The following is a 25,174-nucleotide window of genomic DNA, read 5'->3' as shown; positions in this document are numbered from 1 at the left end:
GCCGAACTTGCGGACGTTGGTAGCAAAAAGTCGTGGAGGAAGGCCTAAGCGAAAGCCTTGCATTTTAACCGATGGCGCACACGGCCACGGCCACGGCCACGGCCCCGGCCGCTGCCCTGGCGTTATCTCAGGGCAGGGTCATGTTCAGGTCGGCGGCGCGGCCTGCCTCAGCTGCGGCCGAATTCGTCGACGATGCGGATGATGTCGTCCTCGCCGAGATAGGAGCCGGTCTGCACCTCGATCATCTCGAGCATGATCTTGCCCGGGTTTGCGAGGCGATGGACCTCTCCCTGCGGGATGTAGACGCTTTCGTTCTCGCGCACCGTCTTCACCTGGTCGCCGACGGTGACCTCGGCCGTGCCCTTCACGCAGATCCAATGCTCGGAGCGGTGATGGTGCTTCTGCAGCGAGAGCTTCTTGCCCGGCGAGACGAAGAGGCGCTTCACCTGGAACCGGTCGCCGTTGAGGATGGAGGTATAGCCGCCCCAGGGCCGGTAGGAGGTGGGGTGGGTTTCGGTGAGCCCGGCGCTTGCCGGGGAGGCGGCAAGCTGCTTGACCATGCGGCCGACGTTCTGGCTGTCCTCCAGCCTGCCCACGTAGACGGCATCCTCGCTGGCGACGACGACGACGTTTTCCAGGCCCTGCACGGCCAGATGGCTGGTGCGGGACATGACGAGCGAGTTGCGGGTATCCATCAGCGTCGCGTTGCCGGAGACGACATTGCCGGCCTCGTCGCTGGTGCCGAGCTTCCAGACCGCGTCCCAGCTGCCGAGATCGGACCAGGTGAAGGAGGAGGGGACCACCGCCGCGTTCGAGGTCTTTTCCATGATCGCGTAGTCGATCGAGATGTCCGGGCTCCTCGCGAAGGCTTCCGCATCCAGACGGACGAAGTCGAGATCGATGACGGCCCGGGCGACCGCCTCGCGGGCTGCCGAGGCAACCTCCGGCGCGTAGGCTTCCATCTCTTCCATCACCTGGCCTGCGGTGAACATGAAGATGCCGGAGTTCCAGTAATAGCCGCCTTCGGCGAGCATGCGCTCGGCCTCTTTCAGCGGCGGCTTCTCGACGAAGCGGCGGACCGCGTGGGTGCCGGGGGCGATCTGATCGCCTGCCTCGATATAGCCGTAGCCGGTGGAGGGCTCCGTCGGGTCGATCCCGAAGGTCACGAGCCTGCCGCCGATCGCTGCATCGCGGGCGGCCCGGATGGCGTCGAAATAGCGCTGGTCGGCCACGATCTCGTGGTCGGAGGCGAGCACCTGCATGACGGCGTCCGGCCCGTGGCGCTCGATGACGAGGGCGGCGGCCGCGGCAATTGCTGCCGCCGTGTTGCGGGGGGTCGGCTCCAGCAGCGTGGCGGCGAGCGGCATGCCAAGCTCGCGTGCCTGCTCGGCCACCATGAAGCGGAAATCCTCGTTGGTGACGACGATCGGCGGCTCGTAGAGCGCCGGATCGGCGAGGCGCGTCATCGTCGCCTGGAAGAGGGTCCGGTCACCGATGAACCGGATGAATTGCTTGGGGGCGCTTGCCCGCGAGAGCGGCCACAGGCGCGTTCCCCTTCCGCCCGCCATGATCACGGGAATGATCTTCTGAGTCATGTCCGTCCTTGAAATCATCCGCCAACGCGCAAACTGTCCTCTTGCGTCTTCTAGCGGCTGTTTCCGGAGAAGCAAGGGAGCCTTGGAGCGGTAAGCATCGACCACCCTCGGATTTCCCGGGTTTACGGGTGCCTGGCGGCAGGAGGAAGAGATGATGGACGTGTCAGACGAAGCCGGCAGGGATGGCGCCGAGGTGGGGCGCTGCGCGGTCTGCGGGCGAAAGCTTCCCCTGAAGGAACTGCACGAGATCGAGCAGTTGAGGCCGGCGCTTCGGGCGCTCATCGCCGAGAGCGTGGAGGATATCGGCGATCAGTCGCTGATCTGCGAACCCGACCTTTCCCGCTACCGGCGGCTCTATGTGGAAAAGCTGCTGAACGACGAGCGGGGCGAGCTTTCCGAGCTGGACCGGCGGGTGGTCGAGAATTTCGTCGCGGGTGCCTCGACGGTGCAATCGAGCGCCGACATGGCGCTGGAGGGAGAGCGGACGCTGGGCGAGAAGGCATCCGACGCGGTGGCGACCTTCGGCGGCTCCTGGGGCTTCATCATCGTGTCCTGCGTCATCCTCGTCGCGTGGATGAGCGTCAACGTGTCGGGGCTGTTCGCCGACCCGTTCGATCCCTATCCCTTCATCCTTCTCAATCTGGCGCTTTCCTGCCTTGCCGCGCTGCAGGCGCCGATCATCATGATGAGCCAGAAGCGCCAGGAGGCGAAGGACAGGCAGCGGGCGGAGAGCGACTACATGATCAACCTGCGCGCCGAAATGGAAATCCGACAGCTGCACGAGAAGATCGACCATCAGATGGCGCAGCAGTGGGAGCGCCTTGCCGAACTGCAGCAGATCCAGATCGAGTTGCTGGAGCGGAATGGCGGCTCGCCGGGCGAGCGGCGGTGACGCCCGCCGGCATCGGCCGGGCGTGAGGCTCAGGCCTCATGCCATGGGGCGGCGCCCTCAGAAGACCAGACTTCCGCCGACGATCGCCAGAATCAGGAAGACGACGAAGACAACCAGCGCCAGGACGAAGAGCACCTTGGCGATCGATGCGGTTGCCGCAGAGACGCCCGAGAAGCCGAGAAAGCCTGCGACAATCGAGATGACGAGAAAGATCAGGGCCCATTTCAGCATGGCGTGCTCCTTTTGCTGGGCCGGAGAACGCAGGTCTCGCGAAAATGTTCCAGGAGCGGAAAGGGACCGGGCGGCGTGAGCATTGACGAGAGGCGGTGCGGGCGTTGGGCGAGCGGCTTCCCGCTCCGGGGGAATGGCCCGCCACCGGAAGGGGCGGGCCGGCCGCTATCAGTCGTCTTCCTCGCACTCGGTGATTTCGCATTCACCTTCCGTGCTGGTGCGCGCGGCACATTCGTTCAAGGCCCGCTTCATCGCGGCGCTCTCGCTGCTGGCGCCGTAGCTGTAGCCGTAGCTGCCCTCGTCGGACACCGCGATGCAGCCCCAGGCATGGGCAGATGTATTCGTCATGACAAGCGCGAGCGCGCCCACGACAGCGGCAAGCCCCGCCTTCTTGATATTGGTCATGTCGATCATTCCCGCGGACTTAGTGGCAGTCTGCAACGATCAGCTTGCAGTCCGGGCAGTCGTCCTTCGCAGCCTTGATTGCCGCGGCTTCCGTCGCGCCGACGCCGGTCGCGTAGTAAGCCTTGTTGCCGATATAGGCGCCGCACTGTTCGAAGGTCAGCATGACCTCGCAATTGTCATTGCCGGCTGCCTTGCATTCCTTGACCGCATTGGCCGAGGCTTCCTTCTCGGAGCCGCCGTAACCGACGGCGTAACCGGCATCTTCCGCCGACATGCCCTGAGCGTCATTCACCGCAATTGCACCCGTGGCGAAAGCAGAGGTGGAGTATGCGCATGCAATGACGACCGCTGCGAAAGCAACCTTTAAATTAGATTTCATTGAAATCCCCCAAAAATCCGCGGAATTGCGGCGCAGGGTGAATAGCTCGTTTGAAGAATAGTACAAGCGTTTTTCCATCGGGACAGTTAATTGCAGAAGAAGTCGGTCGGAGCGATGCGTAGATGCTTATATAAGCATGGCGTGATGCTGCAGGAGATGGCCGCGCAGAGCGACATACTTGCCCGGATCAATATAGTGGGTTGGCGAGCTCTGAAGGCGGGATTCGGCTCTCCAGAGCCTTGCGGTGGCGGTCCGGATTCGGCGGCTTTCACCGTCCCCGAAATGTACGCGCGAGACGCCTGCCGACGCCGGTAAATTACCTCAAGCCGCGCGGTTCATCGAACCGGAGGGAGGCCTGTGCCAGGGAGGTGGGGGAGGGCCAAAAGGCCTGAGAAACAAGGGGATCGGATGGTGGGCGTGACAGGGATTGAACCTGTGACCCCTACGATGTCAACGTAGTGCTCTCCCGCTGAGCTACACGCCCATCCGATGTCGGCGCATAGACCATAGAGTGGTCGGGCCGTCAACAGTCTTTGAAACGAAACACGAAGCTTTTTTCAGGTCCCCGTGTTTCGCCGGGACAGGGCTCACGCAGCGGCGAGCATCTTGTTGACCTCGTCGACGAGGTCACGCAGGTGGAACGGCTTGGAGAGGACTTTCGCGTCCTTCGGAGCCTTCGAATCGGAGTTCAGCGCGACGGCCGCGAAGCCGGTGATGAACATCACCTTGAGGTCGGGATCGAGTTCGGTCGCGCGCCTGGCGAGTTCGATACCGTCCATTTCCGGCATGACGATGTCGGTGAGGAGAAGCGAGAAGGGTTCCTCGCGCAGCCGATCGTAGGCGCTTGCGCCATTGTCGAAGGAAGCGACGTTATAGCCAGCCTTCTCGAGCGCCTTTACGAGGAAGCGCCGCATGTCGTTGTCGTCTTCGGCGAGAAGGATTTTTTGCATCGTTCGAGGGCCGTGTTCCATATTTTCAATTTTTCCGGAGAGTCCATTCTAGCCGTTATCTGGTAAAAGCCCATTTAATGGCAGCAGGAGCGGATCCTGACAGGACATAGATAGTATGGACTTCAGGCGGGGCAACTGGCAACATGCCCGTTCTGGAAGTTCATGACATGGTAAAGGCTAGATGGACCGGGCAAAAGGCGACTTCGAGCAGTTCGAGATCAGAGAGCCCGCCTGCCAGACCATCCCCTTCGTCTACAATTCTCCCCATAGCGGCAGCGATTATCCCTCCGCCTTCCTCGCTGATTCGCGGCTTGATTCGCTCTCCATCCGGCGCTCCGCCGACCATTACGTCGACGAACTCTTCGCCGCAGCCCCCGAACTCGGTGCGCCGCTGCTCGCCGCCAACTTTCCGCGCGCCTATCTCGACGTCAACCGCGAGCCCTACGAACTCGATCCGAAGATGTTCGACGGACCGCTGCCGCCCTTCGCCAACATCGGTTCGCTGAGGGTCGCGGGTGGGCTGGGGACAATCCCGCGAATCGTCGCCGAGAACATGGAAATCTACCGGCGCCGGCTCAGCGTCGAGGAGGGGCTTTCGCGAATCGAGACGATCTACAAGCCCTATCACGCCGCGCTTCGCCGGCTGATCGCCCGCACCCATGCGCGGTTCGGCACGAGCATCCTGATCGACTGCCACTCGATGCCCGGCAATATACGCCTTGCCGGCTCCGACATGCGACCCGACTTCATTATCGGCGACCGCTACGGCACCAGCGCCTCGGCGGACCTTTCCCGCGCGGCGATCTGCATCCTGAGCGAACTCGGGTTCAGCGCCGTGCGCAACAAGCCCTATGCGGGCGGCTTCATCACCGAGCATTACGGGCGTCCCGCGCGCGGCCTGCATGCGCTGCAGATCGAGATCAACCGGTCTCTCTACGTGGACGAGGCGACGCTTCAGAAGAGGCCGGATTTCGACGCGGTCGCCGGCAGTCTCTTCACCTTCATGCGGCAGCTGGCGGAAATCGCCGAGGAACTCTCCGGCACCACGTCGCTCGCGGCCGAATAGCGCCTCATTCACCAGACAAAAAAAACCGCGCCGAAGCGCGGCTAGTCTAGGGAGGAAACACCCAAGGAGGGCATTACAGTCAAAGACTGCAATGTCAGACTATTTTTGGGGTGCACATATGTCAAGCATTCTCAAGATCCGTCCACATTTTAATCATGTGCCGTTTAAGTCGTTGCGGATTGCTTCCTGCGGCCAGGGCGCTACAACCTCCCCATCCATGCCGCCAACGAGGTTCCCATGCTTCCCGACCGAGAGTTCTTCCATGCGCTTGCCGATGCCGCCCGGGCGGAGACGCTGCCGCGGTTCCGGACCGGCGGCGCCGTCGCCAACAAGGTCGAGGGTGGCTTCGACCCGGTGACCGAGGCGGACCGGGCGGCCGAGGCGGCGATCCGGGCGCTCATCCAGGCGCGCTTTCCCGACCACGGCATTCTCGGCGAGGAGCACGAGGACATCGGCCTCGACCGCGAGAACGTGTGGGTGATCGATCCGATCGACGGGACGCGCGCCTTCATCTCCGGCGTGCCGATGTGGGGAACGCTGATCGGTTTCCAGAGCAACGGGCGCTCGGTGATGGGGCTTATGGACCAGCCGTTCACCGGCGAGCGCTATTTCGCCGACCGGGAGCGGTCCTGGTACAGCGGGCCGGACGGCGAGCGCGAGATCAGGACGCGGGCCTGCGAGCGCCTGTCGGACGCCATCCTGTTCACGACATCTCCGCATATCTTCACGGGCGGGGAGGCCGATCGCTACCGTGCGGTGGAGCGCCAGGTGCGCCTTTTCCGCTACGGCACGGACTGCTACGCCTATGCGCTGCTCGCCTCCGGTCATGTCGACCTGGTGATCGAGAATTCCCTCAAGCCCTATGACGTCGGCGCGCTGATCCCGCTCATCGAGCATGCCGGCGGCGCGATCACCACCTGGGACGGCGGTCGTCCGGAAGGCGGCGGCAATATCGTTGCGGCCGGAAGCCGGGCGCTTCATGAACAGGCGATGGCGATCCTGAACGGCGGCTGAGCCGTCAGGCGGCCGTCTCGGAAAGGTCGAGCCCGCCGTCGAGCCCCGGCATGAAGGCCTCGATCGCCGCCAGCGCCTGGGCGCGGTAGATGTCGCGTTCCTGGAAGATCTCGTGGCGTGCGCCGTTGATGGTCACGAGCTGGCCGGCCCGGAAGTTGCGCGACAGTTCTTCCTGCGCCGCATAGGGAATGATCCCGTCGAGCACGGGCGCAAGGATCAGCGTCGGGATGGTGATCCGGGTCAGGTGCTCCTGGCGCGTGACCCGGGTCACCCCCTTCAGCGTCTCATGCAGCCAGCGATAGGTCGGCGGGCCGACGGCAAGCTCCGGATGGGCTGCGAGGAGGGCGGCGTTTCGCGCAAAGCGGGCGGCGTCCGAGGTCAGCGGGTTGCCGGCAAACGGCCGGTTCAGGCGCTCCCGCTCGGCGGAGAGGCGGCCGAAGCCGGTCCATGAGGCGAGTGCGGCAATCTGGCGGATCACGCCGACCGGCCAGGTATCGTGGCGAAGCCCGACATAGGGGGCCGACAGCGCCATCCGGCTGATGCGGGTCGCGAGCCTCGGTGCGGCGGAAAGCGCGATCAGCGCACCCGTCGAATGCGCGACGAGGAAGAAGGGCAGGCGGGTATCCGGCAGCACGATCTGCTCCAGGAAGATTTCCAGGTCCCGCTCGTAGTGCGACATGCGCCGTACATGCCCCTTGCGCGGATCCTTGAGCAGCCTGTCCGAGCCGCCCTGTCCGCGAAGATCGAAGGTGGCGACCCAGAGGCCCATCGCGTTCAGATCGCGGATCGTCTCGAAGTATTTCTCGATGCATTCGTTGCGTCCCTGCATGAGGACGACGGTGCCGCGGGCGGGCGAGATCGGCGAGCGGAAGATCGCATAGCGCAGCCTCACGCCCCTGTAGCCGGTGAAATGGCCGGCGGTGAAATTCTCGGGCGCGGGGTTTCCGGGCGTCGGATGGAGAATGTCGGGCATGATCCGTGCGGCAGCGTTGGCGATCCCACAGCGATAGGTTCTCACGGCGCAAGGTCAAGGAAAAAAGCCGGATCGGAGCTTGATCACAAGCGCCGACCCGGCCAGCCGACTGAAGAGAAGGGACGTTACTTCAGTCAACGACGGACCTGATTTCCGCCGAGACCTACACTTTTACGCGGCTTATCCTGAACCGGCGTGAAACCCCCTGTTCATATGGGGTTCATGCGATGTTCCAGCGGTCGCGATGCCGGCTGCGGGGGGCTCTTGACGCGTCGGACGGCAATTCCCATCTTTCTCCTGCGGGTGCCGCAAGGGCCCGTGGAATGCCTGCATCATCGCCATTCGGGATGAGGCGGGACACTGAAAACCGCAACACGTCGCTTCCCAGGAGGACAATAATGCGTCACGTCGATTTCTCCCCGCTCTACCGCTCCACGGTCGGTTTCGACCGCCTCTTCAACCTGCTCGACAATCGCGGCCAGCCGGAGCAGGCCCAGACCTATCCGCCCTACAATATCGAACGCACCGGCGAGAACACCTATCGCATCACCATGGCCGTTGCCGGGTTCGACGAGAAGGAACTCTCGATCGAAGCCCATGCGCACGTGCTGACGGTGAAGGGTGAAAAGGCCGAAGAGGACAAGAGCGAGCAGAGCGAATACCTGTACCGCGGCATCGCCAAGCGCGCCTTCGAGCGCCGCTTCCAGCTTGCCGACCATGTGGAGGTCACCTCCGCCTCGCTGAAGAACGGCCTTCTCCACATCGACCTTCTGCGCAACATCCCGGAAGCCATGAAGCCCCGTCGCATCGCGATCGCCGGTGATTCCGCCGACGCGCCGAAGACGATCGAGGCTCAGGTCGCCCCGCAGCAGGTCAACTAAGACCCCTTGGCCTTTTCGGAAGGCTCGAACGGCTCCTCCTTGCGGAGGGGCCGTTTTTCGTTTGGGCTCAGGCGGTCGCCGCCAGGAAGGCGTCGACGTCTTCGGGAGTGGTGGCGAAACTGGTGACGAGGCGGATCAGCATCTCGTCCTTTCCGACGGGTTCGGCCATGTCGCGCGGCTCCAGCCAGTCATAGAAGGTCGCGCCCTTGGCCTCGGCGGCGCCGGCGGCGGCCTTCGACACGAGCGCGAAGACCTCGTTCGAGCGGGTGGGCCAGGCAAGGCGCGCGCTGTTGGAGCTGCGCAGGCCCTCGCGCAGCCGGTCGGCCATGGCGTTGGCGTGGGCGGCGAGTTCCAGCCACAGGCCGTCCTTCAGATAGGCCTCGAACTGTGCGGCGATGAAGCGCGACTTGGAAAAGAGCTGCGCCGTCCGCTTGCGGATGAAGGGCAGTTCCCTCGCCATGTCCGGGTTGAAGAAGACGATCGCCTCGGCGCACCAGCAGCCGTTCTTGGTGCCGCCGAAGGAAAGGACGTCGACGCCGCGCTTCCAGGTCATCTCGGCAGGGGTCGTGCCAAGCGCGGTGAGGGCATTGGCGAAGCGGGCGCCGTCCATGTGGAGCGGCAGGCCGTGGGCCTTCGCCGTCCGCGAGATCGCCTCGATCTCGTCCAGCGTATAGACGGTGCCGACTTCGGTCGCCTGGGTCATGGTGATCGCCGCGGCGCGGCCGTGGTGGACGGCGTCCTGGGGGTAGCGGGCGATCCGTGCCTCGAGATTCGCCAGGTCCATCCTGCCGAGGGGGCCCTCGACCGGGACCATGCGCATGCCGCTGAAGAAATCGGGCGCGCCGCACTCGTCCTCGATCACATGCGCTTCGGAATGGCAGAAGACGACGCCGCCGGGGCGGGCGATGCTGGCGAGCGACAGGGAATTGGCCGCGGTGCCCGTCGCCACGAAGAAGACGGACACCTCGCGCTCGAAGATCTCGTTGAAGCGTTCCTCGATCGCGCGGTCGAGCTCGCTCGTGCCGTAGGCGGCGGCAAACCGGGTGGATTCGCGAGACAGGCGCTCGTTGATCGCCGGATGGGCACCGGCCCAGTTGTCGGAGGCAAAGAACATGGGTGGTCCTTTCGTTGGGAGGCGAAATTATCCTGTTCGGGGCTCTAATCAATCGACGGCATCCGGAAAAGCGCAATCGGCAAGCAAGCGACAATTTCTGGCAACAATGGACAACTAAGTTTCAAGAAGGGATGCGGCGGCGAAAGCTTCGGTCGCCGGGGTCGCGATTTGTGAAGGGCCGGGTCTTGTGGGCTTCCGGCAAGTATGTCATACCACGCATCGAATTAGGTCAGAATGATTGACCTAATTCCCGGATTTTCTCCCACCTTCCGCGGAAGGCCCGGAGGCGATCACCAAGAGAATTTCAGCAAAGAATAACCACCTAGTCCGCTGGACCGAAGGAGGATGACGATGACGAAGATTGTCGAAACGCGGCGCGCTGCTTCCGAAGCTGCGAGAGGGCGCGAAAAGCGAACGTCATTTGCCGCCTCCGGCCTGCCGGCCGCCCAGGGCCTCTACGACCCGCGCAACGAGCACGATGCCTGCGGCGTCGGCTTCATCGCCCATATGAAGGGGCAGAAGTCGCACCAGATCGTCAAGGACGGGCTGTTCATCCTCGAGAACCTAACGCATCGCGGCGCCGTCGGCGCCGATCCGCTGATGGGCGACGGCGCGGGCATTCTCGTGCAGATTCCGGACCGCTTCTTCCGCGAGGAGATGGCCAGGCAGGGGATCACCCTGCCGAAGGCCGGCGAGTACGCGGTCGGCCATTTCTTCCTGCCGCGCGATGGCGAGCAGATCGAGCACTTTAAGAAGGTGATCGTCGATGTCGTCGCCGAGGAGGGGCAGCAGTTCCTGGGCTTCCGCGAGGTGCCGGTCGACAATTCCTCGCTGTCCAAGGCGCCGGAAATCGCCGCGACCGAGCCCCATCATCTGCAGGTCTTCATCGGCGCCGGCCGCGATGCCGCCACCAACCACGAGTTCGAGCGCAAGCTCTTCCTCGTCCGCAAGGTCATCTCGAACCGCATCTACGACCAGTTCGGCGGCGAGGAGACCGGCTTCTATCCCGTCTCGCTGTCGTCCTCGACGATCGTCTACAAGGGCATGTTCCTCGCCTACCAAGTGGGCGCCTATTACAAGGACCTGTCCGACCCCCGTTTCGAATCCGCCGTGGCGCTCGTCCACCAGCGGTTCTCAACCAATACCTTCCCCTCGTGGAAGCTCGCGCATCCCTACCGGATGGTCGCCCACAACGGTGAAATCAACACGCTGCGCGGCAACGTCAACTGGATGGCGGCGCGCCAGGCGTCCGTTTCCTCGCCGTTCTTCGGCGACGACATCTCCAAGCTCTGGCCGATCTCCTACGAAGGCCAGTCGGATACCGCCTGCTTCGACAACGCGCTCGAATTCCTCGCCCGGGGCGGCTATTCGCTGGCCCATGCGGTGATGATGCTGATCCCGGAGGCCTGGGCCGGCAACCAGTCGATGAGCCCCGAGCGGAAGGCGTTCTACGAATATCACGCCGCCCTGATGGAGCCGTGGGACGGGCCTGCCGCGGTCGCCTTCACCGACGGCAAGCAGATCGGCGCGACGCTCGACCGCAACGGCCTGCGTCCGGCACGCTACGTCGTCACCTCCGACGACCGGGTCATCATGGCCTCGGAAGCGGGCGTGCTCCCGGTCCCGGAAGAGACGATCATCAAGAAGTGGCGCCTGCAGCCGGGCAAGATGCTGCTGATCGACATGGAAAAGGGCTGCATCATCTCCGACGAGGAGGTGAAGAGCGAGCTTGCCACCAAGCATCCCTACCGCAAGTGGCTGGACCGCACGCAGCTCATCCTGGAAGACCTTCGCCCCGTCGAGCCGCGGGCGCTTCGACGCGACGTGTCGCTGCTCGACCGCCAGCAGGCCTTCGGCTACACGAGCGAGGACACCAAGATCCTGATGTCGCCGATGGCGACGACCGGCCAGGAAGCCGTGGGCTCGATGGGAACGGATACGCCGATCTCGGCGATGTCGGCCAAGTCGAAGCTGCTCTACACCTATTTCAAGCAGAACTTCGCGCAGGTGACGAACCCGCCGATCGACCCGATCCGCGAAGAACTGGTGATGAGCCTCGTCTCCTTCATCGGCCCGCGCCCCAATATCCTCGACCACGAGGGCATGGCGAAGGCCAAGCGCATGGAAGTGCGCCAGCCGATCCTGACCAATGGCGACCTGGAGAAGATCCGGTCCATCGGCCACATGGAGGATCACTTCGATACCAAGACGCTCGATTTCACCTATGACATCGAGCGTGGCGCCGAAGGCATGCCGGAAATGCTCGACCGCCTGTGCGAGCGGGCGGAAGCGGCCGTTCGCGGCGGCTACAACATCATCGTGCTCTCCGACCGCCAGATCGGCCCGGACCGGATCGCGATCCCGGCGCTGCTGGCGACCGCGGCCGTGCACCACCACCTGATCCGCAAGGGGCTTCGCACCTCCGTCGGCCTCGTGGTGGAATCGGGCGAACCGCGCGAAATCCACCACTTCTGCTGTCTCGCCGGCTTCGGCGCCGAGGCGATCAACCCCTATCTCGCCTTCGACACGCTGACCGACATGCATGCCCGCGGCGAGTTCCCGAAGGAAGTCGATGCCCAGGAAATCGTCAACCGTTATATCAAGGCGGTCGGCAAGGGCATCCTCAAGGTCATGTCCAAGATGGGCATCTCGACCTACCAGTCCTATTGCGGCGCGCAGATCTTCGACGCGATCGGCCTGTCGTCGGAATTGGTCAACCAGTATTTCTTCGGCACCGCGACGACCATCGAGGGCGTCGGCCTGAAGGAGATCGCCGAGGAAACCGTGGCGCGCCACCAGGCGGCCTTCGGCAAGGACCCGGTGCTTGCCCGCACGCTCGATATCGGCGGCGAATACGCCTACCGGATGCGCGGCGAAAGCCACGCCTGGACCCCGGATGCGGTCGCGTCGCTTCAGCATGCGGTGCGCGGCAACAGCCAGGAACGCTACCGCGAGTTCGCCCAGATGGTGAACGACACCTCAGCGCGGCTGAACACCATCCGCGGCCTGTTCAGGCTCAAGTCGGCCGAAGACATCGGCCGCAAGCCGGTCCCGGTCGAGGAGGTCGAGGCGGCCGTCGACATCGTCAAGCGCTTCTCCACCGGCGCCATGTCCTTCGGCTCGATCAGCCGCGAGGCGCATACGACGCTGGCGATCGCCATGAACCGGATCGGCGGCAAGTCGAACACCGGCGAGGGCGGAGAGGAGAGCGACCGGTATATGCCGCTTGCCGACGGTTCGCAGAACCCCGAGCGCTCGGCGATCAAGCAGATCGCGTCCGGCCGGTTCGGCGTCACCACGGAATACCTGGTCAATGCCGACATGCTGCAGATCAAGGTGGCGCAGGGCGCAAAGCCCGGCGAGGGCGGCCAGTTGCCCGGCCACAAGGTCGACGCGACCGTCGCCAAGACCCGACATTCGACGCCGGGCGTCGGCCTGATCTCGCCGCCGCCGCACCACGACATCTACTCGATCGAAGACCTCGCGCAGCTGATCTATGACCTGAAGAACGTCAACCCGGCGGCCGACGTCTCGGTCAAGCTGGTGTCGGAAGTGGGCGTCGGGACAGTTGCGGCCGGCGTCGCCAAGGCGCGCGCCGACCATATCACCGTTGCCGGCTTCGACGGCGGCACGGGCGCCTCGCCGCTGACCTCGCTGAAGCATGCGGGCAGCCCCTGGGAGATCGGGCTTGCCGAAACCCAGCAGACGCTGGTGCTGAACGGACTGCGCTCGCGGGTCGCGCTGCAGGTCGACGGCGGGCTGAAGACCGGCCGCGACGTCATCATCGGCGCGCTGCTCGGCGCCGACGAGTTCGGCTTTGCCACCGCACCGCTGATCGCCGCCGGCTGCATCATGATGCGCAAGTGCCACCTCAACACCTGTCCGGTGGGCGTGGCGACGCAGGACCCGGTGCTGCGCAAGCGCTTCAAGGGCGCGCCCGAGCATGTGATCAACTACTTCTTCTTCGTCGCCGAAGAAGTGCGTGAAATCCTCGCCTCGCTCGGCTTCACCAGGCTCGACGAGATCATCGGCATGTCCGAGCTCCTGTCGAAGGACGAGATGATCGCGCACTGGAAGTCCGAGGGGCTCGACTTCACCAGGATCTTCCACAAGGTGGAGGCGCCGAAGGAAGCCACTTACTGGACCGAGCGGCAGCAGCATCCGATCGACGACGTCCTCGACCGCAAGCTGATCGAGAAGTCGATGCCGGCGCTCGAAAGCAAGGAGCCGGTGGTCTTCGAGGTGCCGATCAAGAACGTCGACCGTTCGGCCGGCGCCATGCTGTCCGGTGCGCTTGCCCAGCGGTGGGGCCACAAGGGGCTGAAGGACGACACCATCCACGTGACGCTGCGCGGAACGGCCGGCCAGTCCTTCGGCGCATTCCTCGCCCGCGGCATCACCTTCGACCTGGTGGGCGACGGCAACGACTATGTCGGCAAGGGCCTGTCGGGTGGCCGCATCATCGTCCGCCCGCCGGAGACCTCGCAGCTCAGGGCGGAGCAGGCGATCATCGTCGGCAATACCGTGCTCTACGGCGCGATCACCGGCGAGTGCTACTTCCGCGGCGTGGCGGGCGAGCGCTTCGCCGTCCGCAACTCGGGCGCGATCGCCGTCGTCGAGGGCGTGGGCGACCACGGCTGCGAATACATGACCGGCGGCATCGTCGTGGTGCTCGGCGAGACGGGCCGCAACTTCGCGGCCGGCATGTCGGGCGGCGTCGCCTACGTTCTCGACGAGAGCGGCGATTTCGCCAAGCGCTGCAACATGGCCATGGTCGAGCTGGAGCCGGTTCCGGAAGAGGACGACATGCTGGAGAAGCTGCACCATCACGGGGGCGACCTCATGCACAAGGGACGCGTCGACGTTTCCGAGGACATGACGCGCCACGACGAGGAACGCCTCTACCAGATGATCTCCAACCACCTGCACTACACGGGTTCGGAGCGGGCGAAGGAGATCCTCGACCGGTGGAGCGAATTCCGGCCGAAGTTCCGCAAGGTCATGCCTGTCGAATACCGCCGGGCGCTGGAAGAGATGGAACGCATGCGCATGGGCGTCGCGGCGGAGTGAACCGCCGGCGCCTCATTCATCGGCTGCTTGCCTGAAGGAATTGCAGCCGCCCTTTGGCGGCGTGTTCGTGGCGGGCGGCGCTATCGCAGTAGAGCATTTCGTGCCGGGGCGGTCGTTGGACCGCCGACCGGTACCGGGGGCCGACAGGCGCCCCAAATTGAAGAGGGACGAAAATGGGCAAGGTGACGGGTTTCATGGAGATCGACCGGCAGGTCATGAAGTACCAGCCGGCATCGGACCGTATCCGCCATTTCCGGGAGTTCACCATCCCGATGTCGGATGCGGAAGTGACCAAGCAGGCGGCGCGCTGCATGGATTGCGGCATTCCCTATTGCCACGGCCCGACCGGCTGTCCGGTGCACAACCAGATCCCGGACTGGAACGACCTCGTCTACAACAACAAGTGGGAGGAGGCGATCCGCAACCTTCATTCCACCAACAACTTCCCGGAGTTCACCGGCCGTGTCTGCCCCGCGCCCTGCGAGGAAGCCTGCACGCTGAACCTCGAGGACGCGCCGGTCGCCATCAAGACGATCGAGCAGGCGCTGGCCGACAAGGCCTATGAGCTCGGCTATATCGGCCCGCAGCCGGCGACCGAAAAGACGGGCCGGAAGGTTGCGATCATCGGTTCGGGTCCCGCCGGAATGGCCGCGGCCCAGCAGCTCGGCCGCGCCGGCCACGACGTGCATGTCTTCGAGCGCGAGACGAAGCCCGGCGGCCTGCTGCGCTACGGCATTCCGGACTTCAAGCTGGAGAAGAACTTCATCGACCGCCGTGTCGAGCAGATGAAGGGCGAAGGCGTCACCTTCCACTGCGGCGTCAATGTCGGCGTCGACATGCCCGTCGAACAGCTGATGGCCGAGCATGACGCGGTCCTCTACTGCGGCGGTTCGGAAACCCCGCGCCCGGCCGGCATTCCCGGCACCGACCTGCAGGGCGTCTATGACGCCATGCCCTATCTGGTGCAGCAGAACCGCCGCGTCGGCCGCGAGAACATCGACAGCGTCGGCTGGCCGGCAGATCCCATCCTGGCGGGCGCCAAGCATGTGGTCGTCGTCGGCGGCGGCGATACGGCATCGGACTGCGTCGGCACGGCCTTCCGCCAGGGCGCGGTCAAGGTCACCCAGCTCGACATCCGCCCGCAGCCGCCGGAGAAGGAAGACAAGCTCGCCGTCTGGCCGTTCTGGGCAACGAAGATGCGGACCTCGTCCTCGCAGGCCGAAGGCGCCGTGCGCGAGTTCCAGGTCGCGACCCTCGAATTCGTCGGCGAGGACGGTCATCTGACCGGCGTGCGCTGCTGCGAGGTGGACGAGCGCCGCAAGCCGATCGCCGGCACGGACTTCATCATCAAGGCCGATCTCGCCTTCATCGCCATCGGCTTCTCCGGTCCGCTGAAGGACGGCGTTCTCGGCGAACTCGACGGCAAGCTCGAACTCAATCTCGACCGCCGCGGCTCCACCAACGTCGTCGCCAACGACCGCGACTACAAGACCTCGGTCGACAAGCTGTGGGTCGCCGGCGACGTGCGTCGCGGCCAGTCGCTGGTGGTTTGGGCGATCCGCGAAGGCCGCCAGGCGGCCCGGGCGATCGACGAGGCCCTGATGGGAAGCTCGGTGCTGCCGAGGTAAGACCGGAAGACACCCGCCCGGGGCCTCGGCCCTGGGGAGGCTATCGCGTCGCGTTCCGCTGGTAGTCGTCGATGCGGCCCTTCGGGGCCGGCGGCAGTTCACCGCGCTTGACCAGCATGTCCCGCGGCGTCTCGACCAACTGCGGCGGCGGCGGGGCCGCGCCCAGGAGTTCCGACCCGCCGTCGAGTTCGGGGTCCATTAGGCTGATGGGCTGGACGGGGATCGCCGTGGTCGCCGAAGGCGGCAGGACCTGAAGCTCGGGCAGGTTGCTGCCGTCGAGCGTGACCAGTTCCGGGCTTGCCATTTCGCCGAGGTGGCGGCGCGCGTATTTCTCGACATAGAAGGCGAGCTTGCGCTTGCCGGCCTTGGTGAAGTTGATGCCGTCGGAGCCGCGCAGGCGGGCCTGCTGGCCGTTCATGTCGGAGCCCGTGACGATGAAGCGGCCTTCCTCGTCGACGAAACCCTCCCAGATATCAACGAATTCACCGCCGAGCTTTTCCACTTCCGCGCGGTAGAGGCCGTTCAGCTTCACCGCGTCGCGCATCAGCGACGGGGACTGGAAGGAGGGCAGGCCGACCCAGAGGAGCGGAACCTTGCGGCTCGTGGCGATGGTCGCGACTTCGCGGATCCGCCGCTCGTATTCGGTGAACCAGCCGTCGCTCGGGAATTCGAAGCGGGTGTCGCCCGCCTTCATCTGCTGGCGGTCGTTCGCGCCCAACATGACGACGACAAGCGCGGGCTTGATCTCGTCGATCAGGGCGGGGAGTTCCGCGGGCCAGTTGTAGTAGTCCTGCCGAACGAGGCCTGACGAGCCATTGCTCCGTTCCGCGACCGCAACGCCCGGAGACTGCTCGAAGGCGGTGGCGAGTTCGTCGCCCAGTCCGCCCGCAAGGAAGTCGCCGACGACCAGGACCTGGCGGGCATTTTCGAGCTTGGCGATCGGTTCGGGCTTGGGCGGGGCCGCGGGGGCTGCGGGACGGGGTGTGGAGGCCCGCGCGGCGGGTGCGCGGCCGCGCGGGCGCTGCTGCTGTCTCAGCTGCCGCTGGCGGCGCGGTTCCACGTCGATGATGGAGGGTTCCGGGTCGATGTAGCGCCGTCCGCCGCCGAACAGCATCTGGAACAGGTTCCGCCGCTGGACGCGCTCCTGCGCCTCCGCCGGGGCCGGAGCCACCGGAACGGCAAGCGCGAGTACGAGCGCGATCGCCAGGAAACGGCCGAAAATGCCTGTGCCGCCCATCACTCGAGACCTCATGTCCTGCCGGACGCTTCCGCCCGCCTGCTCAGGCAGGCGATGTGGGACGGAATGCGCCGCTTGTCAACGCAGTGCGTTCAGCAGCGATTGCGACGGGTTGCCGTCCGCCTGCATGCCGAGCCGCTCCTGCAGGGCAGTGATGGCCGCCTTCGACCCGGAGCCGAAATTGCCGTCGATCTCGCCTTCGTAGTAGCCGAGCTGCTTGAGTTTCGTTTGTAGCTCGAATTTCTCGACGATATCGAGCGTGCCATCCGGCCGCGGCCAACGCTGCTGCATGCCACCGTAGCCGGCGATCTGGTCGGCAAGAAGGCCGACGCCGAGCGCGTAGCTGTCGGCCGCGTTGTAGCGCTTGATGACGAAGAAATTGCGGGTCATCAGGAAGGCGGGGCCCTTGCCGCCGGCGAGAAGCTTCAGCTCGGCCCGGTCGGAACCGCGCGGGAAACCCTTGCCGTTCGGGCGGGTAAAGCCGAGGGCTGCCCATTGCGACAGGGTCTTCGTCTGGCCGTCGTATTTCGCGGCACCCGGCGGCAGCACCGCCTCGTAGCCCCAGGTCTTGCCGGTCTGCCAGCCGTTCTTCTTCAGGAGGTTGGCAGCGGTGGCGAGCGCATCGGGTATCGAGTTCCAGATGTCGGCGCTTCCGTTCCCGTCGGCATCGACCTTGTAGAGGAGGTAGCTGGAGGGAATGAACTGGGTATGGCCCATGGCGCCGGCCCAGGAACCAGTCAGGTGACGGGCGGAAATCTCGCCGGACTGCAGGATCTTGAGGGCCGCGATCAGCTGGGTGCGGGCGAACTTGGCGCGCTTGGGATCGCCCCAGGCGAGCGTGGCCAGGGCCTGCGGCACGTGGTGCAGGCGATCGGTCTTTTCGAGGACAGCGCCGTAGTTGGATTCCATCGACCAGATGGCGAGCAGGATGTGCCTGTCGACGCCGAAATGGTTCTCGAGCGCCGCCAGCGTGCGGCCATGGCGGGCCAGCATCTCGCGGCCGATCTTGACGGTATACGGGTTGACCCGGGAGTCCAGGTAATCCCAGATCTGCGACTTGAATTCGGGCTGGTAGGCGGCCTTTTCGAGCACCGCCCGGTCGGGGCTGGAGATCCCGGCGAAGGCCTTTTCGTATGTCGAACGGCTGATCCCGGCCTTGGCGGCCGTGGGATAGAAATCGGCGATCCAGGACTTGAAACCCGTATCGGCTCTGGCATGTAACGGGGTGGTCGCCAGGGCAGCCCCTGCGGCCAGGGCGAAAATCAAACCGCGAAGGCGATAGGTGCGAAACATGGTCATCGGCTAATCGTGTCCGTCGTTCTTCAGGTTCATCCTCGGCCGAACGTGATGTTCGACTTAACGAATGAATAACAGAACAGAGTCAACAAACCCTTTACCATAGGAAGCCGGTCCCGTCATCGGTCACGGTTTCGTAGCAATTCTTGACTAGATGACGCGATTGTGAGTTGGCTCCCCGACGGAGTACTTCAGGAGGTGTGCGTGGCACAGAAGAAGATACGCAAGGCAGTGTTTCCCGTAGCCGGGCTTGGAACGCGGTTCCTGCCGGCGACGAAGGCCGTGCCAAAGGAAATGCTGACGGTCGTCGACAAGCCGGTGATCCAGTACGTCGTCGACGAGGCCGCGGAAGCGGGGATCGAGCACTTCGTGTTCGTGACCGGGCGCGGCAAGGGCGTCATCGAGGACTATTTCGACATCCAGTTCGAACTCGAACAGATGCTGCGCGAGCGCAACAAGAATGCCGAACTCAGCCTGCTCGCCGACCTTCTGCCGACAGCCGGCACGGCGAGCTTCACGCGCCAGCAGGTGCCGCTCGGCCTCGGCCACGCCGTCTGGTGCGCCCGTGACATCGTCGGCAACGAACCTTTCGCCGTGCTGCTTCCCGACATGATCATGTCGTCGGAGAAGAGCTGCCTGAAGGGCATGGTCGAGCTTTACGAAGAGACAGGCGGCAACGTGCTGGCGGTCGAGGAATGCGACCCGGACATGGCCCACAAGTACGGCATCGTCGGCGTTGGCGAACAGGTCGGCGAGGGCTTCAAGATCACCGAGATGGTCGAGAAGCCGGCCAAGGGGACCGCCCCTTCCAACTTCTATATCAACGGCCGCTACATCCTGCAGCCGGAGATCTTCGGCATCCTGGAGACCCAGGAGCGCGGTGCGGGCAACGAGATCCAGTTGACCGACGGCATGCTGGCGCTTGCCAAGAGCCAGGAATTCGCCGGCTATCACTTCAAGGGCGAGACCTTCGACTGCGGGGCCAAGGATGGCTTCATCCTGGCGAACCTCGCCTTCGCGCTCCAGCGCGGCGACATCCGCCCGGCAATCGAAGGGCCGCTCAAGGACATGGTGGCGCGGCTGACAGAGGGACGCTGAGCCCTCGAAACGACGACCATGATGCCCGGTTCACGCCGGGCATTTTCTTATCTGCGGAGGGTGAGGCCCATGCCGGCCCGCCAGGTGCTCGTGTCGCCGCCGGTGCGCAGCGTGTGCTCGTATTCGAGATCGCCGGTAAGATCGAGATAAGGGTTGATCGCCCAGGCAAGCCCGGCGCCCGCAAGCCACGTGGTCTCGTTGTCGCCTTCGGGGAAATCGCGCAAGACGGTGCCGCCGACGAGGCGTCCGACCAGCCGGTGGCGCAGCTGCTGCGTCACTACCGCGGCAAGGTCGTATTCCGTCCAGCCGCTCGCGCCGGGCGCGGTGGCATCCTGAAGCGTCGTGCGGAGCGCCAGCTCGACATCGGTTCCCCGTCGCGGAGACCACACGGTCCGTCCGTCGAAGGTCACGCCGCCGAGGTCCTCGAGCCTTGCGTCGTCGTAGTCGGCGTGCCGGTAGCCGGCGGCCAGTTCGCCCCGCAGCTTCTCGCCGAGATCGAATTCCACGCCGGCGCGCGCCGCGTAGCGCCAGGACGAGCGCTCGTAGCCGGCGGAATCGTAGCGGTCGTCGTAGAGGCTGCGCCCGCCGCCCACTTCCACGAAGGGGATGAGCGCCGGCGACAGCTCGTAGCCGAGCCTCAGGCGGCCGTCGACGACCGTCCGGTTGCGGTCGCCGAGGTCGAGCGAGGAACCGTCCTGCAGCTCGGCATCGGAGTAGACTTCCCGGCGGACGCCGATCCCGGCGAGACCGTGGATCAGCCCGGCGCTGCGCTCGAGCGAGAGGCCGCCGTCATACTGGTGGACGCCGGACTGGACGCTGGCGCCACCGATCGCGTTCGGATCGTCATTGTCCTCGCGCTCGAAGCCGTAGCCGGCCGTGATGTTGGCGATCGTCTCGTCGGCGAGATCGAGCCGCAGTATGCCGTCGACGCGGCCTTCCGGCTCGAAATCGTCGCGGCCGCCGATATCGCGTTCGAACGTGCCTTCGCCGATGATCGCCAGCTCGTGCCGCGCCCAGTCGGAGGTGAGCGTGCCGCGGACGACGGTGGCGAGGTAGTCGCGCTCGGTCTTGAGGTCGCCGTTGCGGATCGTCTCGCGGTTGACGCTGGTGCCGACCGAGGGGCGGAGCATGAAGGTGCCGAGCCGGATGCCGGTCGGATCGGCGGGAACCAGAGGCGGTTCGCCCGGCTCCACCGCATCGACGCCGGCGTCCAGGTCCTCCTCGTAGGCGAGGAACAGGTCTTCTTCGGATGGACCCGGCGTCGCCTGCTGCGGGATGGCGCCGGTGGCAAGCGAAGGAGCGTCGCTGGCGGAAGCCGCCGGATCAGTCGCGGGAATGCCTGGGGCAGGCGGGGCGAGGGGGGCGGCGGCGAGGGAGGTGCCGAGAGGGACGGCACTGCCCGTCGCCGAAGTCTGCGCGGGCGAGGCGCCCGTCGTCGCGGAGCCCGCCGGGTAGGACGTCTGGGCAAGCGGAGACGCAGGCGTCAGCAGGGACGTGCAGGCAAGCAGCACGGCCAGTGCCGGCAGGCGCCGCACAGGTCTTTCGCCTTGCTTGTCCATTCTCTCCATCCAGATGCCCGTTCGTGCAGCGGTTACGCGAACGTAAAGCCTCGTGGTTAACACTTGGTTCTGGAGAGGCCGGCCGGGATCGTCCCGATGGACTTTCGGGCGCAAAAGCGCTAGATGCCGCGCCATGACACAGAAAGCACTACAGGTGAGCGAGACATCCGTCATCGGGTCTGCACTGCGCACGATCCTGGTGGAGAGGGAAGGGCTGGACGCCCTCGAGCAGGCCCTGCAGAACGGGCTTTCGGAGCCCTTCCGGCAGGCCGTCGACCTGATCCTCGGCCTGAAGGGCCGGGTGATCGTCTCCGGCGTCGGCAAGAGCGGACATATCGGCGCGAAGCTCGCGGCCTCGCTGGCTTCCACCGGTACGCCGGCATCCTTCGTCCATGCAGCAGAGGCGAGCCATGGCGATCTCGGGATGATTTCCCGCGACGACGTCGTCCTTGCGGTGTCCTGGAGCGGCGAGACGGCCGAACTGCAGAGCATCGTCGGCTATTGCCGGCGCTTCTCCATTCCCCTGATCGCGCTGACGGCGGGCGAGGTATCGACCCTTGCGCGGGAGGCGAGCATCGCGCTCCTCCTGCCCAAGGTGCAGGAGGCCTGCCCGCACGGGCTGGCGCCCACCACGTCCACGCTCCTGCAACTCGCGCTCGGCGATGCGCTCGCGGTCGCGCTGCTGGAAGCCCGCGGGTTTACCGCGCTCGACTTCCGCGTCTTCCATCCGGGCGGCAAGCTCGGCGCCATGCTGAGCCATATCGGCGACATCATGCATACGGGCAGCCGCGTTCCGCTGGTGAAGAAGGGGACGCCGGTCCCGACGGCAGTGATGACGCTGGCCGAGATGCGCTTCGGCTGCGTCGGCGTCGTCGACGAGGAAGGGCGCCTGTGCGGCGTCCTGACCGACGGCGACCTTGCCCGCGGCCTGAACCTCAACCTCACGTCCATGATCGTCGACGACATCATGACGCCGGATCCGAAGACGGTGAAGGAACGGACGCTCGCGACGAGCGCCATGGCGCTGCTCAACCAGTACAATATTTCCGCGCTGATCGTCGTGGACGACGAGAGCCGGCCGGTCGGCATCGTCCACTTCCACGATCTCCTGCGCGTCGGCGTCGCCTGAACTAGGCGACGGCCTCCACCCGCAGGTCCCGGCCGTCGGCCGAGATCACCGTCACCCGCGTTCCCGCCGGCAGGTCCGGCCCCATGACCGGCCACCACGTGTCGTCGAGCCGTATGCGGCCGCGACCCTCGGTGATCGGCTCGTGCAGCGTCGCGGTGCGGCCGACGAGGCTTTCGCCGCGCCGGTTGAGATAGGGCTGGTCGCTCGCTTCCTTCCTTGCGTAGAAGCGCCGTCCCGCGACGGCGAGGACGGCAGCGAGCGCTGCGAAGAGCACGAACTGCAGCTGCCACGACCAGATGGCGGCATCCCAGAGGACGAGCGAGAGCATGCCGACGACGATCGCGGCGGCGCCGATCCAGATCAGGAAGACGCCCGGGGCGGCGAGTTCGGCGGCAAGGAGCAGGATCCCGACGATCCACCAGCTCCAGGGCCCGAGATTGGCGGCGAGTGCGTGCAGCATGGTCAGGTCTCGGTCCGCGGAGCGAAGGGATTGACGGCCGGCGTGGCGGCGCGGGCAGGGGCCGTCGCCGAAGGACGAGGCGGCGCTGCGGGCGACTGCGGCGGGGGTGCGAGCGGGCGTGCTCTTGCCGGACCGTCACCATCGCCGAAGACCTCCCTGGCGATCGCTCCGATGCCGCCCAGCGAGCCGATCAGCGAGGAGGCCTCCATCGGCATGAGGACGATCTTGGAGTTCGGCGCCCTGCCGATTTCCGCCAGTGCCTCGGTGTATTTCTGCGCCACGAAGTAGTTGATCGCCTGCACGTCGCCGAGCGCGATTGCCTCGGATACCGACCGGGTTGCCCTGGCCTCGGCCTCGGCCAGGCGCTCGCGGGCTTCCGCCTCGCGGAAGGCCGCTTCCCGTTCGCCTTCCGCCTTGAGGACGGCGGCCTGCTTGGCGCCTTCCGCCCGCAGGATCTGGGCGTTGCGGGCACCTTCTGCCTCCAGGACCTGTGCGCGCTTCTCGCGTTCGGCCTTCATCTGCCGTCCCATGGCTTCCACGAGGTCTTCCGGCGGCTGGATGTCCTTGATCTCGACGCGGGTGACCTTGATGCCCCAGGGGCCGACCGCCTCGTCGACGACGTGCAGAAGCCGCTCGTTGATGACCTCGCGGTTGGAGAGAAGCTCGTCCAGGTCCATCGAACCCATGACCGAGCGGATGTTGGTCATGGTGAGGTTCTGGATGGCATTCTTCAGGTCGGCGATCTGGTAGGCGGCCTGGGCGGGATTGAGCACCTGATAGAAGGCCACCGCATCGGCGGAGACGCTGGCATTGTCCTTGGTGATGACTTCCTGGGTCGGGACGTCGAGGACCTGTTCCATGACGTTCATGCGCGCGCCGATGCGCTCGATGAAGGGCGTGATCAGGTTCAGGCCGGGATCGAGGGTGCGGGTGTAGCGCCCGAACCGCTCGACGGTATAGCGATAGCCCTGCGGCACGGTCTTGATCCCGGCGAAGAGCACCAGGATGACGAGAAGTACGATGGCGATAACGACGATATCAAAGCCGCCCAGCATGGCTGCCCCCCAGCTCGAAAAGTTTGAGACTGGAGTAACACGTTCGCGCCGAGGATCAAACGGAAGAGGTCAGACCCAGCCCTGAAGCTCCCGGCGGACGACGTTTTCGAGGACGCCCATGCCTTCCTGGCTGTCGTTGAGACAGGGGATGTGCAGGAACTTCTCGCCACCGTGGTGCTGGAAGATCTCGCCCGCTTCGCCGGCGATCTCTTCCAGCGTTTCCAGGCAGTCCGACACGAAGCCGGGGTTCATCACGGCGATGCGCTTGATGCCCTGGTCGCCGAGCTTCTCCATGGTCTTGTCGGTATAGGGCTGCAGCCACTCCTCCGGCCCGAAGCGGGACTGGAAGGTAACCATGAACTTTTCCTTCGGCAGGCCGAGGCGCTCGCGCAGCAGCCGGCCGGTCTTCTGACAGTGGCAGTGGTAGGGATCGCCCTGTTTAAAATAGGATTCCGGGATGCCGTGGAAGGAGGCCACCAGCATTTCCGGCTCCCAGTCCACCTTGGCCAGGGCCTTCTCCACCGAGACGGCGAGGGCGTCGATGTAGACGGGATCGTCGTGATAGGGCGGGACGGTGCGCACGGCGGGCTGCCAGCGCATCTTCATCAGGTGCTCGAAGGCCTTGTCGTTGACGGTTGCCGTCGTCGAGGCCGAATATTGCGGATAGAGCGGGAAGAGCAGGATCTTCTCGCAGCCCTGCGCATGGAGGGCGTCGATCTTCGAGGCGATCGAGGGCTTGCCGTAGCGCATCGCCCAGTCGACGACGACGTTCGGCAGGTCCTTCAGGCGCTCGGCCATCAGCTCGCCCTGGTTGCGGGTATAGGTCCGCAGGTAGCTCTCGTCGAGGTCCTTGTTCCAGATCTCCTCATAGGCCTTGCCGACCTTCTGCGGCCGCTTGCTGAGGACGATGCCATGCAGGATCGGGTACCAGTAGAGCCGCGACCATTCGATGACGCGGCGATCGGACAGGAACTCGGCCAGGTAGCGGCGCATCGACCAGTAGTCGGTGCCGTCCGGCGTTCCGAGATTGACGAGAAGCACGCCCACCTTGCCGAACTTGACCTTGGGGTGATCGGGGGGAAGGTGGCTGGGCACGGCGTTCATGTGTGAAATTCCATTCTTCGGGACGTCAGGCACCTATA

General features: G+C 65.2%; 21 protein-coding genes and 1 tRNA gene. 8 read left to right on the top strand and 14 right to left on the bottom strand.

Translation table 11 applies throughout. The features are described from left to right. Positions 1–167: 167 nt before the first annotated feature. Positions 168–1,595 (bottom strand): mannose-1-phosphate guanylyltransferase/mannose-6-phosphate isomerase, encoded by a 1,428-nt coding sequence (locus tag ACWGPT_RS01015; protein WP_452603706.1) that lies wholly within the window; start codon positions 1,593–1,595, stop codon positions 168–170. 151 nt (positions 1,596–1,746) lie between these two features. On the opposite strand from ACWGPT_RS01015, the gene ACWGPT_RS01010 reads away from it, so the two are divergent. Continuing rightward, the gene (locus ACWGPT_RS01010) at positions 1,747–2,487 is read left to right on the top strand and encodes a DUF1003 domain-containing protein (protein ID WP_452603705.1); all 741 of its coding nucleotides are present in this window, start codon (positions 1,747–1,749) and stop codon (positions 2,485–2,487) included. A gap of 57 nt (positions 2,488–2,544) precedes the next feature. Here the strand turns inward: ACWGPT_RS01010 and ACWGPT_RS01005 are convergent, their stop codons facing one another. The 5 genes from ACWGPT_RS01005 to cpdR1 all read right to left on the bottom strand — a co-directional run bounded on the left by ACWGPT_RS01005 (position 2,545) and on the right by cpdR1 (position 4,452). Continuing rightward, positions 2,545–2,718: a DUF1328 domain-containing protein gene (locus tag ACWGPT_RS01005; RefSeq protein ID WP_452603704.1), complete on the bottom strand. Its 174-nt coding sequence runs from the start codon at positions 2,716–2,718 to the stop codon at positions 2,545–2,547. 168 nt (positions 2,719–2,886) lie between these two features. Then, positions 2,887–3,123, bottom strand: coding sequence for a DUF4189 domain-containing protein (locus ACWGPT_RS01000; protein ID WP_452603703.1), 237 nt, complete (start codon positions 3,121–3,123; stop codon positions 2,887–2,889). Positions 3,124–3,142: 19 nt separating this feature from the next. Then, a complete protein-coding gene (locus ACWGPT_RS00995) occupies positions 3,143–3,568 on the bottom strand; it encodes a DUF4189 domain-containing protein (RefSeq protein WP_452603702.1) in 426 nt (141 codons plus the stop codon). 343 nt (positions 3,569–3,911) lie between these two features. Next, positions 3,912–3,986 (bottom strand) — tRNA-Val (locus ACWGPT_RS00990). 103 nt (positions 3,987–4,089) lie between these two features. After that, positions 4,090–4,452 (bottom strand): response regulator CpdR1, encoded by a 363-nt coding sequence (gene cpdR1 / locus ACWGPT_RS00985; protein ID WP_452603701.1) that lies wholly within the window; start codon positions 4,450–4,452, stop codon positions 4,090–4,092. Between the two features lie 181 nt (positions 4,453–4,633). Here cpdR1 and ACWGPT_RS00980 point away from each other — a divergent pair, with 181 nt between their 5' ends. After that, a complete protein-coding gene (locus ACWGPT_RS00980; protein WP_452603700.1) occupies positions 4,634–5,518 on the top strand; it encodes an N-formylglutamate amidohydrolase in 885 nt (294 codons plus the stop codon). A 237-nt stretch (positions 5,519–5,755) separates the two neighbouring features. Continuing rightward, entirely contained in the window at positions 5,756–6,532 is a 777-nt protein-coding gene (gene hisN / locus ACWGPT_RS00975) for a histidinol-phosphatase (RefSeq protein ID WP_452603699.1), read from the top strand. 4 nt (positions 6,533–6,536) lie between these two features. Here the strand turns inward: hisN and ACWGPT_RS00970 are convergent, their stop codons facing one another. Then, positions 6,537–7,505, bottom strand: coding sequence for an alpha/beta fold hydrolase (locus ACWGPT_RS00970; RefSeq protein WP_452603698.1), 969 nt, complete (start codon positions 7,503–7,505; stop codon positions 6,537–6,539). A gap of 398 nt (positions 7,506–7,903) precedes the next feature. Between ACWGPT_RS00970 and ACWGPT_RS00965 the strand changes: the two genes are divergently transcribed. Further along, on the top strand, positions 7,904–8,386 hold the full coding sequence (locus tag ACWGPT_RS00965; protein WP_452603697.1) for an Hsp20 family protein: 483 nt from the start codon (positions 7,904–7,906) through the stop codon (positions 8,384–8,386). A 67-nt stretch (positions 8,387–8,453) separates the two neighbouring features. On the opposite strand, the gene ACWGPT_RS00960 is transcribed toward ACWGPT_RS00965, so the two are convergent. After that, positions 8,454–9,500 (bottom strand): threonine aldolase family protein, encoded by a 1,047-nt coding sequence (locus ACWGPT_RS00960; RefSeq protein WP_452603696.1) that lies wholly within the window; start codon positions 9,498–9,500, stop codon positions 8,454–8,456. Between the two features lie 345 nt (positions 9,501–9,845). Between ACWGPT_RS00960 and gltB the strand changes: the two genes are divergently transcribed. Then, the gene (gene gltB / locus ACWGPT_RS00955; protein WP_452603695.1) at positions 9,846–14,570 is read left to right on the top strand and encodes a glutamate synthase large subunit; all 4,725 of its coding nucleotides are present in this window, start codon (positions 9,846–9,848) and stop codon (positions 14,568–14,570) included. A gap of 173 nt (positions 14,571–14,743) precedes the next feature. Then, complete coding sequence (locus tag ACWGPT_RS00950; protein ID WP_452603694.1) at positions 14,744–16,198, top strand: glutamate synthase subunit beta; 1,455 nt, start codon at positions 14,744–14,746, stop codon at positions 16,196–16,198. A 40-nt stretch (positions 16,199–16,238) separates the two neighbouring features. Here the strand turns inward: ACWGPT_RS00950 and ACWGPT_RS00945 are convergent, their stop codons facing one another. Both ACWGPT_RS00945 and ACWGPT_RS00940 read right to left on the bottom strand, forming a co-directional pair. Beyond that, the gene (locus ACWGPT_RS00945; RefSeq protein WP_452604084.1) at positions 16,239–17,435 is read right to left on the bottom strand and encodes an SGNH/GDSL hydrolase family protein; all 1,197 of its coding nucleotides are present in this window, start codon (positions 17,433–17,435) and stop codon (positions 16,239–16,241) included. Positions 17,436–17,513: 78 nt separating this feature from the next. Further along, positions 17,514–18,734 (bottom strand): lytic murein transglycosylase, encoded by a 1,221-nt coding sequence (locus ACWGPT_RS00940; protein WP_452603693.1) that lies wholly within the window; start codon positions 18,732–18,734, stop codon positions 17,514–17,516. Positions 18,735–18,935: 201 nt separating this feature from the next. Here ACWGPT_RS00940 and galU point away from each other — a divergent pair, with 201 nt between their 5' ends. Then, on the top strand, positions 18,936–19,829 hold the full coding sequence (gene galU / locus ACWGPT_RS00935) for a UTP--glucose-1-phosphate uridylyltransferase GalU (protein ID WP_452603692.1): 894 nt from the start codon (positions 18,936–18,938) through the stop codon (positions 19,827–19,829). A 47-nt stretch (positions 19,830–19,876) separates the two neighbouring features. Here the strand turns inward: galU and ACWGPT_RS00930 are convergent, their stop codons facing one another. Continuing rightward, entirely contained in the window at positions 19,877–21,388 is a 1,512-nt protein-coding gene (locus ACWGPT_RS00930) for an outer membrane beta-barrel protein (protein WP_452603691.1), read from the bottom strand. Between the two features lie 133 nt (positions 21,389–21,521). Here ACWGPT_RS00930 and ACWGPT_RS00925 point away from each other — a divergent pair, with 133 nt between their 5' ends. Beyond that, positions 21,522–22,517, top strand: coding sequence for a KpsF/GutQ family sugar-phosphate isomerase (locus tag ACWGPT_RS00925; protein ID WP_452603690.1), 996 nt, complete (start codon positions 21,522–21,524; stop codon positions 22,515–22,517). 1 nt (position 22,518) lies between these two features. Here ACWGPT_RS00925 and ACWGPT_RS00920 read toward each other — a convergent pair whose 3' ends face one another. The 3 genes from ACWGPT_RS00920 to hemH all read right to left on the bottom strand — a co-directional run bounded on the left by ACWGPT_RS00920 (position 22,519) and on the right by hemH (position 25,136). Continuing rightward, complete coding sequence (locus ACWGPT_RS00920) at positions 22,519–22,977, bottom strand: NfeD family protein (RefSeq protein WP_452603689.1); 459 nt, start codon at positions 22,975–22,977, stop codon at positions 22,519–22,521. Between the two features lie 2 nt (positions 22,978–22,979). Next, positions 22,980–24,032: an SPFH domain-containing protein gene (locus tag ACWGPT_RS00915; protein WP_452603688.1), complete on the bottom strand. Its 1,053-nt coding sequence runs from the start codon at positions 24,030–24,032 to the stop codon at positions 22,980–22,982. Positions 24,033–24,101: 69 nt separating this feature from the next. Next, complete coding sequence (hemH, locus tag ACWGPT_RS00910) at positions 24,102–25,136, bottom strand: ferrochelatase (protein WP_452603687.1); 1,035 nt, start codon at positions 25,134–25,136, stop codon at positions 24,102–24,104. Positions 25,137–25,174 lie beyond the last annotated feature (38 nt).

The organism is Pseudorhizobium sp. NPDC055634 (assembly GCF_053618655.1).
Note: the sequence above shows the minus strand (reverse complement) of the source record. Positions and strands in the feature narration are given on the sequence as shown.

What these genes read in the sequence shown, in the direction of transcription:
- ACWGPT_RS01015 (WP_452603706.1), bottom strand. Translation starts at nt 1,595, where the DNA reads ATGACTCAGAAGATCATTCCCGTGATCATGGCGGGCGGAAGGGGAACG.
- ACWGPT_RS01010 (WP_452603705.1), top strand. Translation starts at nt 1,747, where the DNA reads ATGATGGACGTGTCAGACGAAGCCGGCAGGGATGGCGCCGAGGTGGGG.
- ACWGPT_RS01005 (WP_452603704.1), bottom strand. Translation starts at nt 2,718, where the DNA reads ATGCTGAAATGGGCCCTGATCTTTCTCGTCATCTCGATTGTCGCAGGC.
- ACWGPT_RS01000 (WP_452603703.1), bottom strand. Translation starts at nt 3,123, where the DNA reads ATGACCAATATCAAGAAGGCGGGGCTTGCCGCTGTCGTGGGCGCGCTC.
- cpdR1 (WP_452603701.1), bottom strand. Translation starts at nt 4,452, where the DNA reads ATGCAAAAAATCCTTCTCGCCGAAGACGACAACGACATGCGGCGCTTC.
- ACWGPT_RS00980 (WP_452603700.1), top strand. Translation starts at nt 4,634, where the DNA reads ATGGACCGGGCAAAAGGCGACTTCGAGCAGTTCGAGATCAGAGAGCCC.
- hisN (WP_452603699.1), top strand. Translation starts at nt 5,756, where the DNA reads ATGCTTCCCGACCGAGAGTTCTTCCATGCGCTTGCCGATGCCGCCCGG.
- ACWGPT_RS00970 (WP_452603698.1), bottom strand. Translation starts at nt 7,505, where the DNA reads ATGCCCGACATTCTCCATCCGACGCCCGGAAACCCCGCGCCCGAGAAT.
- ACWGPT_RS00965 (WP_452603697.1), top strand. Translation starts at nt 7,904, where the DNA reads ATGCGTCACGTCGATTTCTCCCCGCTCTACCGCTCCACGGTCGGTTTC.
- ACWGPT_RS00960 (WP_452603696.1), bottom strand. Translation starts at nt 9,500, where the DNA reads ATGTTCTTTGCCTCCGACAACTGGGCCGGTGCCCATCCGGCGATCAAC.
- gltB (WP_452603695.1), top strand. Translation starts at nt 9,846, where the DNA reads ATGACGATGACGAAGATTGTCGAAACGCGGCGCGCTGCTTCCGAAGCT.
- ACWGPT_RS00950 (WP_452603694.1), top strand. Translation starts at nt 14,744, where the DNA reads ATGGGCAAGGTGACGGGTTTCATGGAGATCGACCGGCAGGTCATGAAG.
- ACWGPT_RS00945 (WP_452604084.1), bottom strand. Translation starts at nt 17,435, where the DNA reads ATGGGCGGCACAGGCATTTTCGGCCGTTTCCTGGCGATCGCGCTCGTA.
- ACWGPT_RS00940 (WP_452603693.1), bottom strand. Translation starts at nt 18,734, where the DNA reads ATGACCATGTTTCGCACCTATCGCCTTCGCGGTTTGATTTTCGCCCTG.
- ACWGPT_RS00930 (WP_452603691.1), bottom strand. Translation starts at nt 21,388, where the DNA reads ATGGACAAGCAAGGCGAAAGACCTGTGCGGCGCCTGCCGGCACTGGCC.
- ACWGPT_RS00925 (WP_452603690.1), top strand. Translation starts at nt 21,522, where the DNA reads ATGACACAGAAAGCACTACAGGTGAGCGAGACATCCGTCATCGGGTCT.
- ACWGPT_RS00920 (WP_452603689.1), bottom strand. Translation starts at nt 22,977, where the DNA reads ATGCTGCACGCACTCGCCGCCAATCTCGGGCCCTGGAGCTGGTGGATC.
- ACWGPT_RS00915 (WP_452603688.1), bottom strand. Translation starts at nt 24,032, where the DNA reads ATGCTGGGCGGCTTTGATATCGTCGTTATCGCCATCGTACTTCTCGTC.
- hemH (WP_452603687.1), bottom strand. Translation starts at nt 25,136, where the DNA reads ATGAACGCCGTGCCCAGCCACCTTCCCCCCGATCACCCCAAGGTCAAG.